We start from the raw sequence: 11,920 nt of genomic DNA, 5'->3' as shown, positions 1-11,920 counted from the left end.
GATGTTAAATCGTATTCGTATCTCGACCACACTGTTTTTGATTCTGATCCTTTGCGGTGTGTTGCAGGTTGGCAGTAACGGGTTGTCTTTTTGGGCGTTTCGCGATGGCTATCAGAATTTGCAGGACGTTGAGGCGAGTAATCAGCAGCGCTCCGCACTGGCACAAACCCGTGCCGTGCTGTTGCAGGCAAGCACTGCGCTGAACAAGGCGGGAACCTTAACCGCGCTAAGTTATCCGCCGGATGACATTAAGGCGCTGATGGCCACAGCGCGCGACAGCCTGAAACAGGCTGACGCACAGTTTAAGGCCTTTGCGGCACAGGCCACCGGCAGCGAGAAAGAGAAAGCGCTGAAGGCCGCCATGAAGACCCACTTTGAACAGTGGTACAGCGATCTCGACCATCAGGCAACGTGGCTTGAGAACAACCAGCTGTCGGACTTTATGACCGCGCCGGTTCAGGCCTCACAGGCGGCGTTTGACGGCAGCTTTGACGCATGGCAGCAGGATATCAATCAGTCTGTTCTGCGCGCCGGTGAAGCAAGCCGCACCAGCTATCACATGTCGGGCGTCATCTTCGGCGTGATGGTGATTCTGGCGGGCTTGCTGACCGGCGCCGCGCTGCTCTGGTCACGCAAAATGATTGTGCAGCCGCTGGCGATTATCAGCAGCCACTTCGACAGCATTGCGAAAGGCGACCTGGCGCGTCCGGTTGCGGTGTTCGGCAAAAACGAAATTTCGGCGATTTTTGCCAGCCTGAAGGCGATGCAGGGATCGCTGAGGGAAACGGTATCCGACGTGCGTCAGGGCAGTTATGCCATGCACACCGGGATCTCAGAGATTGCGGCGGGTAACAACGATCTCTCATCCCGCACCGAGCAGCAGGCGGCCTCGCTGGCGCAGACGGCAGCCAGCATGGAGCAGCTGACCGCGACGGTTAGCCAGAACGCCGATAACGCGCGTCAGGCGTCTGACCTGTCAAAACAGGCGGCGATGACGGCGAAGAAGGGCGGCGACCAGGCGTCCCACGTCGCCAGCACCATGCAGGAGATCGCCACCAGTTCACAGAAAATTGGTGACATCATTAGCGTGATTGACGGTATCGCGTTCCAGACCAACATACTGGCGCTGAATGCTGCCGTTGAAGCGGCGCGTGCCGGGGAGCAGGGGCGCGGGTTTGCGGTGGTGGCGGGTGAAGTGCGTAACCTGGCGAGCCGCAGCGCCAACGCGGCGAAAGAAATTAAGGTGCTGATTGAAGAATCGGTGTCACGGGTTCAGCAAGGCTCTGCCCTGGTGGATACGGCGGCACAAACCATGCACGAAATCGTCACCTCCGTGACGCGGGTGAACGACATCATGGGCGAGATTGCCTCGGCGTCGGATGAACAGCGTCGCGGGATTGAGCAGGTTGCTCAGGCGGTCACCCAGATGGATCAGGTGACGCAACAGAACGCCTCGTTAGTTGAGGAAGCGGCAGCGGCAACCGATCAGCTGGCCAGCCAGGCGGATCGTCTGACCGGGCTGGTCGCGGTATTTAATGTGAAAGAGCACGTTGAAGCAGTAACAGAAGTCGGGCGGTCGCAGGCCGTGCCAGTTGTATCCTGAATGTAATTAAGAAGGCGCTATGACATCACCAATGCCCCCTGGGCAAACGTCATTATTGTTGCAGATGACACAGCGCCTCGCGCTGTCCGACGCGCATTTTCGTCGGATATGTCAGTTAATCTATCAGCGTGCGGGGATCGTGCTTGCGGATCATAAGCGGGACATGGTCTACAACCGTCTGGTGCGGCGCTTGCGTACGCTGGGGCTGGATGATTTTGGCCGCTATCTGAGCATGCTCGAGGCGAACCAGAACAGCGCCGAGTGGCAGGCTTTTATTAACTCGTTAACCACCAACCTGACGGCGTTTTTCCGTGAAGCTCACCACTTCCCGGTCCTGGCCGAGCATGCGCGCCGTCGCACCGGGGAGTATCGCGTCTGGAGTGCGGCCGCCTCGACGGGTGAAGAGCCGTACTCGCTGGCGATCACCCTTGCCGATACGCTGGGGATGGCGCCGGGACGCTGGAAGGTCTACGCCAGCGATATCGATACCGAAGTGCTGGAGAAGGCGCGTAACGGCGTTTATCGCCAGGATGAACTGAAAACGCTGTCGCCGCAGCAGCTGCAGCGTTATTTCATGCGCGGCACGGGCCCGCATGAAGGCCTGGTACGCGTACGCCAGGAGCTGGCGAACTGCGTCGAATTCGCGCCCGTTAACCTGCTGGATAAGCAGTACAACGTGCCGGGGCCGTTCGACGCCATTTTTTGCCGTAACGTCATGATCTATTTTGATAAAACGACGCAACAGGACATTTTGCGTCGGTTTGTTCCGTTGCTCAAGCCTGACGGTTTACTGTTTGCCGGGCACTCGGAAAACTTCAGCAACCTCGTGCGTGAGTTTAGCCTGCGTGGGCAAACGGTATATGCGCTGAGTAAGGAAAAAGCATGAGTAAAATCAGGGTATTGTCCGTCGATGATTCAGCGCTGATGCGTCAGATCATGACTGAAATTATCAATAGCCACAGCGACATGGAGATGGTGGCAACCGCCCCCGATCCGCTCGTAGCGCGGGATTTAATTAAAAAATATAACCCCGACGTGCTAACGCTGGATGTCGAGATGCCGCGCATGGATGGCATAGATTTCCTCGAAAAATTAATGCGGCTGCGGCCCATGCCGGTGGTGATGGTCTCCTCCCTGACCGGGAAAGGATCGGAAATCACCCTGCGCGCGCTGGAGCTGGGAGCGGTGGATTTTGTCACCAAGCCGCAGCTCGGCATTCGCGAGGGGATGCTGGCGTACAGCGAGATGATCGCCGAGAAGATCCGCACCGCGTCGCGGGCAAAGCTTGCCGCCCATACGCCGATGGCCGCGCCTGCGACCCTGAAGGCCGGTCCCTTACTCAGCTCGGAAAAACTGCTGGTCATTGGCGCGTCAACCGGAGGAACAGAGGCAATTCGTCATGTACTCCAGCCATTGCCGCTCTCAAGTCCGGGTATTCTGATCACGCAGCATATGCCGCCAGGCTTTACCCGTTCGTTCGCCGAACGCCTGAACAAGCTGTGCCAGATCAGCGTGAAAGAGGCGGAAGACGGCGAGCGCGTGCTGCCGGGACATGCCTATATCGCCCCTGGCGACAAGCATATGGAACTGGCGCGCAGCGGCGCTAACTATCAAATCAAAATTCATGACGGACCGCCGGTCAACCGGCACCGTCCGTCGGTGGATGTGCTGTTTCATTCGGTGGCGAAACATGCGGGGCGCAACGCCGTTGGGGTGATCCTGACGGGGATGGGCAACGACGGGGCCGCCGGAATGCTTGCAATGCACCAGGCTGGCGCCTGGACGATTGCGCAGAATGAAGCAAGTTGTGTGGTGTTCGGCATGCCGCGCGAGGCCATCAATATGGGTGGCGTGAGCGAAGTGGTCGATCTTAGCCAGGTAAGCCAGCAGATGCTGGCGAAAATCAGTGCCGGACAGGCAATACGTATTTGACTCAGGAGTATTATTTTATGGCGGATAAAGAGCTTAAGTTTTTGGTTGTGGATGACTTTTCCACCATGCGTCGCATTGTGCGCAACCTGCTGAAAGAGCTGGGCTTCAATAACGTTGAAGAAGCAGAAGACGGCGTGGATGCGCTGAACAAGCTGCAGGCGGGCGGGTTTGGTTTTGTGATCTCCGACTGGAACATGCCAAACATGGACGGTCTGGAACTGCTGAAAACCATTCGTGCTGATGCGGGAATGGCGTCCATGCCGGTGCTGATGGTCACGGCAGAAGCGAAAAAAGAGAACATCATTGCCGCTGCACAGGCGGGCGCAAGCGGCTACGTGGTGAAGCCATTCACGGCGGCGACCCTGGAAGAGAAGCTCGGTAAGATCTTCGAGAAACTCGGCATGTGAGGTGTTGGTTATGATGCAACCTGCTATGAAACCCGTTGAAGAACACTCGCCGAGCGACATTATCGTCCGCATCGGCAGCCTGACGCGCATGTTGCGTGACAGCCTGCGTGAGCTGGGTCTGGATCAGGCAATTGCCGAAGCGGCGGAAGCGATTCCTGATGCACGCGATCGTCTGGACTACGTCGTGCAGATGACCGCTCAGGCCGCGGAACGTGCGCTGAACAGCGTTGAAGCGTCACAACCGCACCAGGATGCGATGGAAAAGGGTGCGAAAGCGCTGACCAAACGCTGGGACGAGTGGTTTGAGAACCCAATCGAGCTGGCGGATGCCCGCGAACTGGTGACCGACACCCGTCAGTTCCTGGGGGATGTGCCTGGCCACACCAGCTTCACCAACGCCCAGCTGCTGGACATCATGATGGCGCAGGATTTCCAGGACCTGACCGGTCAGGTGATTAAGCGCATGATGGATGTGATCCAGGAGATTGAGCGCCAGCTGCTGATGGTGCTGCTGGAGAACATCCCGGAACCGGCCGCCCGTCCAAAACGCGAGAACGAAAGCCTGCTCAATGGTCCACAGCTCGACGCCAGCAAGGCGGGCGTGGTGGCAAGCCAGGATCAGGTGGACGACCTGCTGGACAGCCTCGGCTTCTGATGGTCCATTCCGCTTCAGGGGGTTAACGCCGCCTGGGGCGGTTTGCGACAAAATCACCGAAAAGAGCCCGAATAAACGGGCTTTTCCCGCCATTGGATTTCCGCTGCGCTGGCATGATACCCGTGACGTAATGGGCTGAGCGTGCACAGTGGCAGAAGAGAACGACGACAAAACGGAAGCCCCCACACCCCACCGACTAGAAAAGGCGCGTGAGGAAGGGCAGATCCCCCGATCCCGAGAATTGACCTCCCTGCTGATCCTTATCGTAGGCGTCTGCATTATCTGGTGGGGCGGGGAGTCGCTCGCCCGCAAGCTGGCGGGCATGCTCTCAACCGGCCTCCGTTTTGACCACAGTATGGTCAACGATCCGAATCTGATCCTCAGCCAGATTATTCAGCTGATTAAAGGGGCCATGGTTGCGCTGCTGCCCCTCATTACCGGGGTTGTGCTGGTCGCGCTGGTCTCGCCGGTGATGCTCGGCGGTCTGGTCTTCAGCGCCAAATCGCTGCAGCCGAAATTTTCCAAACTCAACCCGCTGCCGGGTATTGCGAAAATGTTCTCTGCCCAGACTGCGGCCGAGCTGCTCAAAGCCATTCTCAAATCGGTGCTGATGGGCAGCTCCGCGGGGTTTTACCTCTGGTACCACTGGCCGGAAATGATGCGTCTTATCAGCGAATCGCCGCTCACCGCGATGAGCAACGCGCTGAATCTGGTCGGGCTCTGCGCGCTGCTGGTGGTGCTCAGCATTATCCCGATGGTGGGTTTTGACGTGATCTTCCAGCTCTATACCCACTTCAAGAAGCTGCGGATGTCGCGTCAGGATATCCGTGACGAATATAAGCAGATGGAAGGTGACCCGCACGTGAAGGGGCGCATCCGCCAGATGCAGCGTGCCGCCGCCCGTCGCCGCATGATGGACGATGTGCCAAAGGCCGACGTCATCGTTACCAACCCGACACACTATTCCGTTGCGCTGCGCTATGACGAAAACAAAATGAGCGCGCCGAAAGTGGTGGCGAAAGGGGCGGGACTGATCGCGCTGCGTATCCGTGAAATTGGCACCGAACACCGCGTGCCGATCCTCGAAGCCCCTCCGCTGGCGCGTGCCCTGTACCGCCATGCGGATATTGGACAACAGATCCCGGGACAACTCTACGCCGCCGTGGCGGAAGTGCTGGCCTGGGTATGGCAGTTGAAGCGCTGGCGTCTGGCCGGCGGTCAACGGCCTGTGAAACCTGAGAACCTTCCGGTGCCTGCCGCGCTGGATTTTATGAACGAGAAGGACACTGATGGCTAATCTGGTGGCAATGTTGCGCCTGCCCGGCAACCTGAAATCGACCCAATGGCAGATCCTGGCCGGGCCGATTCTGATCCTGCTAATTCTGTCGATGATGGTACTGCCGCTCCCGGCGTTCATCCTCGACCTGCTTTTCACTTTCAATATCGCGCTGTCCATTATGGTGCTGCTGGTGGCGATGTTCACCCAGCGTACCCTGGAGTTCGCCGCGTTCCCGACCATTCTGCTGTTTACCACCCTGCTGCGACTGGCGCTGAACGTGGCGTCCACGCGTATCATCCTGATGGAAGGCCACACCGGGGCGGCAGCGGCAGGTAAAGTGGTGGAAGCGTTCGGCCACTTCCTGGTGGGCGGTAATTTCGCTATCGGTATCGTGGTGTTCGTCATCCTCGTGATCATCAACTTTATGGTCATCACCAAGGGTGCAGGGCGTATTGCAGAAGTGGGCGCGCGCTTTGTGCTGGACGGGATGCCGGGCAAGCAGATGGCGATCGACGCCGACCTGAACGCCGGGCTAATCGCCGAAGATGAAGCCAAAAAGCGCCGTGCGGAAGTGACGCAGGAAGCGGACTTCTACGGCTCCATGGACGGTGCGAGTAAGTTTGTGCGCGGTGACGCCATCGCGGGCATTCTGATCATGGTGATTAACGTGGTCGGCGGCCTGCTGGTGGGCGTATTGCAGCACGGGATGGACATGGGCCACGCGGCGGAAAGCTATACGCTGCTGACCATCGGTGACGGTCTGGTCGCGCAGATCCCGGCGCTGGTGATCTCCACTGCGGCGGGTGTCATCGTGACCCGCGTGAGCACCGATCAGGACGTTGGCGAGCAGATGGTGGGCCAGCTGTTCAGTAACCCGCGCGTGATGCTGCTGGCCGCGGCGGTGCTCGGGTTGCTCGGCCTGGTGCCGGGTATGCCAAACCTCGTCTTCCTGCTGTTTACGGCGGCGCTGCTGGGCCTTGCCTGGTGGATGCGTGGCCGTGAAACCAAACCGGCAGCGGAACCTGTTCCGGTCAAAATGCCGGAGAATAATCAGGCCGTCGAAGCGACCTGGAACGACGTTCAGCTGGAGGATTCTCTGGGAATGGAAGTCGGGTATCGCCTGATCCCGATGGTCGATTTCCAGCAGGACGGCGAGCTGCTCGGCCGTATCCGCAGTATCCGTAAAAAATTCGCCCAGGACATGGGCTTCCTGCCGCCGGTGGTACACATCCGCGACAATATGGACCTGCCGCCCGCGCGCTATCGCATCCTGATGAAAGGCGTTGAAATTGGCAGCGGTGATGCCTATCCGGGCCGCTGGCTGGCGATTAACCCCGGCACCGCCGCAGGCACGCTGCCGGGCGAGCAAACCATCGATCCGGCCTTTGGTCTGGCCGCGATCTGGATTGAAAGCGCGCTAAAAGAGCAGGCGCAGATCCAGGGTTACACGGTTGTTGAAGCCAGTACCGTGGTGGCAACCCACCTTAACCACCTGATTGGGCAATTCTCGGCGGAGCTGTTTGGCCGTCAGGAAGCGCAGCAGCTTCTGGACCGCGTCACGCAGGAGATGCCGAAGCTGACGGAAGATCTGGTTCCGGGTGTGCTGACCTTAACCACGCTGCATAAGGTGCTGCAAAACCTGCTCGACGAGAAGGTGCCGATCCGCGATATGCGCACCATTCTGGAAACCCTTGCCGAACACGCGCCAATACAAAGCGATCCGCACGAGCTGACGGCGGTGGTGCGCGTGGCGCTGGGCCGGGCCATTACCCAGCAGTGGTTCCCGGGAACCGGAGAGGTGCAGGTTATTGGCCTCGATACGCCGCTTGAGCGTCTGCTGCTGCAGGCTCTGCAGGGCGGAGGCGGCCTGGAGCCGGGCCTGGCGGATCGCCTGCTGGCGCAAACCCAGGAGGCGCTGGCGCGTCAGGAGATGCTCGGCGCGCCGCCGGTGCTGCTGGTGAACCACGCGCTGCGTCCGCTGCTGTCCCGCTTCCTGCGCCGCAGCCTGAGCCAGCTGGTCGTGCTGTCGAATCTCGAGCTGTCGGATAACCGTCATATCCGCATGACCGCGACGATTGGAGGAAAATAATGCGTAAATGGCTTTGGATGCTGTTCTTCCCGCTGGCGGCGCAGGCTGCCGGGGGAGGCACCTGGCAGGCGAGCAGCATAGGGGTGACCCTCAGCAACCGCGGTGTTGCCATGTCATCTAACCCGCTGGCGCCTGCTGAAGAGGTTTCCGGTCTGATGGGTCTGGTGGTCTGGAACTACCGGCTGATTGGCCCAACGCCAGCGGGCCTGCGGGTGCGCCTCTGCTCTCAGACGCGCTGCACGGAAATCGACGGCGAAAATGGAACAACGCAGGCGTTCAACGGCGTGCCGGCTATTGAACCTTTGCGTTTCATCTGGGAAGTGCCGGGCGGGGGACGTTTGATCCCGGCGCTGAAGGTGCAGAGTAATTCTGTCATCGTGAACTACCGCTGACGGTTGAATTGTCAGGACTGCAAAAAAACAAAACCCGGCGATTGCCGGGTTTTTTGTATTACATACGTTCTACGGTTTCGATACCCAGAGTATCCAGACCCAGCTTCAGGGTCTTCGCCGTCAGCTGCGCCAGCTTCAGGCGGCTGTTGCGGACCGATTCATTCTCCGCAGAGAGAATAGGGCAGTGCTCGTAGAAGCCGGAGAACAGACCCGCCAGATCGTACAGATAAGCACACATTACGTGCGGCGTGCCGTCACGCGCGACCACGGTCAGCGTCTCTTCGAACTGCAGCAGACGCGCCGCCAGCTGCGCTTCACGATCTTCCGTGATGGTTACGGTGGCATTCGCCAGCACGCTTTCGTCGATATTGGCTTTGCGGAAGACCGACAGCACGCGGGTGTAAGCGTACTGCATGTACGGCGCCGTGTTGCCCTCAAACGCCAGCATGTTATCCCAGTCGAAGATGTAGTCGGTGGTACGGTTCTTGGAGAGATCCGCGTATTTCACCGCACCGATACCCACGGCGTTCGCCAGTTTTTCCAGCTCGTCGGCCGGCATGTCCGGATTCTTCTCAGCCACCAGACGACGGGCGCGTTCCAGCGCTTCGTCCAGCAGGTCGGAGAGCTTCACGGTCCCGCCCGCGCGGGTTTTGAACGGCTTGCCGTCTTTACCCAGCATCATGCCGAACATGTGGTGTTCCAGCGGAACGCTGTCCGGTACGTAACCGGCTTTACGCACGATGGTCCACGCCTGCATCAGGTGCTGGTGCTGACGGGAGTCGATGTAGTACAGCACGCGGTCGGCGTGCAGCGTTTCATAACGGTATTTCGCACAGGCAATGTCGGTCGTGGTGTAGAGGTAGCCGCCATCCTTTTTCTGGATGATCACGCCCATCGGTTCGCCTTCCTTGTTTTTGTACTCATCAAGGAACACCACCGTTGCGCCTTCGCTCTCCACCGCCAGGTTTTTCGCTTTCAGGTCCGCCACAATGCCGGGCAGCATTGGGTTATACAGGCTTTCACCCATCACGTCGTCACGGGTCAGGGTGACGTTCAGACGGTTATAGGTAAGCTGGTTCTGAGACATGGTGATGTCAACCAGCTTGCGCCACATCTCGAGGAAGTATTGATCGCCGCCCTGCAGTTTTACCACGTAGCTGCGCGCGCGCTCGGCAAAGGCTTCATCTTCGTCATAGTGCTTTTTGGCTTCGCGATAAAACCCTTCCAGGTCCGCCAGCGCCATTTCGCCCGCGTTTTCCTGCTGCTGTTTTTCCAGGTAAGCAATCAGCATCCCGAACTGGGTACCCCAATCGCCCACGTGGTTCGCGCGGATCACCTTGTGACCGAGGAACTCGAGCGTACGCACCGCGGCGTCACCGATGATGGTGGAGCGCAGGTGGCCAACGTGCATCTCTTTCGCCACGTTCGGGGCAGAGTAGTCGATCACGACGGTCTGCGCTTCCGGCTGGGAAACACCCAGACGATCGGATTTCAGCGCCGCGTCAACGTGGCTTGCCAGGAAGGCAGGCTCAAGGAAGATGTTGATAAAGCCCGGGCCGGCGATTTCGGTTTTGCTGGCAATGCCGGCGAGATCCAGATGCGTCAGTACCTGCTCAGCGAGCTGTCGCGGCGGCATACCCAGTTTTTTAGCCACTGCCATCACGCCATTAGCCTGATAGTCGCCAAACTGTACTTTTGCTGACTGACGAACCTGCGGTTCGCAATCCGCAGGCGCGCCTGCGGCAATCAGTGCCTGACTGACTTTTTCGGAGAGAAGAGCCTGAATATTCACCTGGATACCTTACTTTTTTGATGCGGGCTCACAACCACCCGCGCCAGTTAGAGAATTTAGGGCGGGAGTATACTGCAAATGCCTTCTGCCGTCAGCATCGCGGGGCCTGAAGATTGCTCAGAATCCAGGCTAAGAAGGTGTGCATAAACATGCAGTCGTAAAAAGCCGGATTCTGCGGTTGGTCAAAACAGAGCAACAGAGTAAATTAGCGGCTTTGCGACACGAAAAGAGAGTGACTTATGGCGAACTGGCAATCCATTGACGAACTGCATGATATTTCCGCAGATTTACCGCGCTTCACCCAGGCGTTCACAGAACTTGCCACCCGTCTGGGTCTGGATATTGCGCCGCTCGAGGCCGATCACATCTCTTTGCGCTGCCATCAGAATGCTACCGCAGAGCGCTGGCGTCGCGGGTTCGAACAGTGCGGCGAGTTACTGTCCGAGAATATCATTAACGGTCGCCCCATCTGCCTGTTCAGGCTGCGTGAGCCGGTGAACGTGGCCCACTGGCAATTCACCGTGGTTGAACTGCCGTGGCCGGGCGAGAAGCGCTATCCGCACGAAGGGTGGGAGCACATTGAAATTGTCCTGCCGGGTGAGCCGGAGACATTAAACGCGCGCGCGCTGGCCCTGTTAGCTGACGAAGGCTTAAGCCAGCCGGGGATTTTTGTGAAGACCAGTTCGCCCAAAGGCGAACGCGAGCGGTTACCCAACCCGACGCTGGCCGTCACGGACGGGCAGGTCACGGTGAAGTTTCATCCCTGGACCATTGAGCAAATCGTTGCCAGTGAGGCGCAAGAGATGTGAGTTCCCGCCGGGACTGAAAACAGACGGCGTGTCATGATGGTTCGTTTGGTGGAATTTAAGGAGGATTACATGGCGCTGCTGGAGATTTGCTGTTACAGCGTGGAGTGTGTCGTCACCGCGCAAAATTACGGAGCTGACCGCATTGAACTGTGTGCGGCACCCAAAGAGGGCGGGCTGACGCCTTCTTACGGCGTGCTGAAGGCTGCCCGTCAGGCCGTCACGATTCCCGTTCACCCGATTATTCGTCCACGCGGCGGTGATTTTTGTTACACGGCGGGCGAGTTCGGTGCCATGCTTGATGATATCGCCCTCGTGCACGACCTGGGGTTCCCCGGGCTGGTCACCGGCCTGCTGGATGAAGACGGCAATATCGACCTCCCGCGCATGCGTCAGGTCATGAGCGCCGCGCAGGGGCTCGCCGTCACTTTTCATCGCGCATTTGATATGTGTAGAGATCCGCTTCAGGCCTTTGAAACGCTTGGAGAACTTGGCGTGGCGCGCATTCTGACATCGGGTCAACAGCCGTCCGCTGAAAAAGGACTGCAATTAATTACGGAACTAAAAGCACATTCCGGTGTTCCAATAATAATGGCGGGCGCGGGAGTTCGTGCCAGCAATCTGGAACGGTTTTTAAACGCCGGGGTAGAAGAGCTGCACAGCTCGGCAGGCAAATGGATGCCGTCACCCATGCGTTATCGCAATACAGGATTGTCAATGTCGACGGATGCTGAAGCGGATGAGTATTCACGCTACGGCGTAGAGGGAGAGTCGGTTGCGGAAATGAAGTCGCTGATTGAGCGCCATCACGTGTAGCAACGTACCGATTTTTACCGCGCATCATGTCGCCCAATATGATGCTTGCTTGTACCAGGCCCCTGCAAATTACACAGGGGCCTTTTTTTCTCCTGCGCCCGGTAGCGCTTCGCTTACCGGACCTGGAAAATCGGGAGTAGGCCGGGTAA

The 11,920-nt window shown here is 58.6% G+C and carries 11 protein-coding genes; 10 read left to right on the top strand and 1 reads right to left on the bottom strand.

Going from position 1 to position 11,920, the window contains the following annotated elements; translation table 11 throughout:
* Position 1 precedes the first annotated feature (1 nt).
* From tap to ACHH0Z_RS08250, 8 genes are all read left to right on the top strand, one after another.
* Positions 2-1,603 carry a methyl-accepting chemotaxis protein IV gene (gene tap, locus ACHH0Z_RS08285; RefSeq protein ID WP_023344434.1) on the top strand — a complete coding sequence of 534 codons (1,602 nt, stop codon included), beginning with the start codon at positions 2-4 and terminating at the stop codon, positions 1,601-1,603.
* 19 nt (positions 1,604-1,622) lie between these two features.
* On the top strand, positions 1,623-2,489 hold the full coding sequence (cheR, locus tag ACHH0Z_RS08280) for a protein-glutamate O-methyltransferase CheR (RefSeq protein WP_008500429.1): 867 nt from the start codon (positions 1,623-1,625) through the stop codon (positions 2,487-2,489).
* Complete coding sequence (locus tag ACHH0Z_RS08275) at positions 2,486-3,535, top strand: chemotaxis response regulator protein-glutamate methylesterase (protein WP_008500430.1); 1,050 nt, start codon at positions 2,486-2,488, stop codon at positions 3,533-3,535. The genes cheR and ACHH0Z_RS08275 overlap by 4 nt, the downstream gene beginning before the upstream one ends.
* A gap of 17 nt (positions 3,536-3,552) precedes the next feature.
* Positions 3,553-3,942 carry a chemotaxis response regulator CheY gene (cheY, locus tag ACHH0Z_RS08270; protein ID WP_008500431.1) on the top strand — a complete coding sequence of 130 codons (390 nt, stop codon included), beginning with the start codon at positions 3,553-3,555 and terminating at the stop codon, positions 3,940-3,942.
* 10 nt (positions 3,943-3,952) lie between these two features.
* Positions 3,953-4,597: a protein phosphatase CheZ gene (gene cheZ, locus ACHH0Z_RS08265; RefSeq protein WP_008500432.1), complete on the top strand. Its 645-nt coding sequence runs from the start codon at positions 3,953-3,955 to the stop codon at positions 4,595-4,597.
* Between the two features lie 148 nt (positions 4,598-4,745).
* Positions 4,746-5,894: a flagellar biosynthesis protein FlhB gene (gene flhB, locus ACHH0Z_RS08260; RefSeq protein ID WP_045347100.1), complete on the top strand. Its 1,149-nt coding sequence runs from the start codon at positions 4,746-4,748 to the stop codon at positions 5,892-5,894.
* Complete coding sequence (gene flhA, locus ACHH0Z_RS08255; protein ID WP_008500434.1) at positions 5,887-7,965, top strand: flagellar biosynthesis protein FlhA; 2,079 nt, start codon at positions 5,887-5,889, stop codon at positions 7,963-7,965. The genes flhB and flhA overlap by 8 nt, the downstream gene beginning before the upstream one ends.
* Positions 7,965-8,357, top strand: a complete 393-nt coding sequence (locus ACHH0Z_RS08250) for a flagellar protein FlhE (RefSeq protein ID WP_023325526.1) — start codon at positions 7,965-7,967, stop codon at positions 8,355-8,357. Before flhA ends, ACHH0Z_RS08250 begins: the two co-directional genes overlap by 1 nt.
* Positions 8,358-8,415: 58 nt before the next feature.
* Here ACHH0Z_RS08250 and argS read toward each other — a convergent pair whose 3' ends face one another.
* Positions 8,416-10,149, bottom strand: a complete 1,734-nt coding sequence (argS, locus tag ACHH0Z_RS08245) for an arginine--tRNA ligase (RefSeq protein WP_008500436.1) — start codon at positions 10,147-10,149, stop codon at positions 8,416-8,418.
* Between the two features lie 239 nt (positions 10,150-10,388).
* Between argS and ACHH0Z_RS08240 the strand changes: the two genes are divergently transcribed.
* Positions 10,389-10,958, top strand: coding sequence for a VOC family protein (locus ACHH0Z_RS08240; protein WP_039266608.1), 570 nt, complete (start codon positions 10,389-10,391; stop codon positions 10,956-10,958).
* A gap of 69 nt (positions 10,959-11,027) precedes the next feature.
* The gene (cutC, locus tag ACHH0Z_RS08235; RefSeq protein ID WP_045410501.1) at positions 11,028-11,771 is read left to right on the top strand and encodes a copper homeostasis protein CutC; all 744 of its coding nucleotides are present in this window, start codon (positions 11,028-11,030) and stop codon (positions 11,769-11,771) included.
* The last annotated feature ends 149 nt before the right edge of the window (positions 11,772-11,920 follow it).

Origin of the sequence: Enterobacter cloacae complex sp. 2024EL-00227, assembly GCF_043945315.1 — a bacterium.
GTDB lineage: Bacteria > Pseudomonadota > Gammaproteobacteria > Enterobacterales > Enterobacteriaceae > Enterobacter > Enterobacter roggenkampii.
Note: the sequence above shows the minus strand (reverse complement) of the source record. Positions and strands in the feature narration are given on the sequence as shown.

What these genes read in the sequence shown, in the direction of transcription:
- cutC (WP_045410501.1), top strand. Translation starts at nt 11,028, where the DNA reads ATGGCGCTGCTGGAGATTTGCTGTTACAGCGTGGAGTGTGTCGTCACC.
- ACHH0Z_RS08250 (WP_023325526.1), top strand. Translation starts at nt 7,965, where the DNA reads ATGCGTAAATGGCTTTGGATGCTGTTCTTCCCGCTGGCGGCGCAGGCT.
- cheZ (WP_008500432.1), top strand. Translation starts at nt 3,953, where the DNA reads ATGATGCAACCTGCTATGAAACCCGTTGAAGAACACTCGCCGAGCGAC.
- cheY (WP_008500431.1), top strand. Translation starts at nt 3,553, where the DNA reads ATGGCGGATAAAGAGCTTAAGTTTTTGGTTGTGGATGACTTTTCCACC.
- cheR (WP_008500429.1), top strand. Translation starts at nt 1,623, where the DNA reads ATGACATCACCAATGCCCCCTGGGCAAACGTCATTATTGTTGCAGATG.
- ACHH0Z_RS08275 (WP_008500430.1), top strand. Translation starts at nt 2,486, where the DNA reads ATGAGTAAAATCAGGGTATTGTCCGTCGATGATTCAGCGCTGATGCGT.
- ACHH0Z_RS08240 (WP_039266608.1), top strand. Translation starts at nt 10,389, where the DNA reads ATGGCGAACTGGCAATCCATTGACGAACTGCATGATATTTCCGCAGAT.
- tap (WP_023344434.1), top strand. Translation starts at nt 2, where the DNA reads ATGTTAAATCGTATTCGTATCTCGACCACACTGTTTTTGATTCTGATC.
- flhA (WP_008500434.1), top strand. Translation starts at nt 5,887, where the DNA reads ATGGCTAATCTGGTGGCAATGTTGCGCCTGCCCGGCAACCTGAAATCG.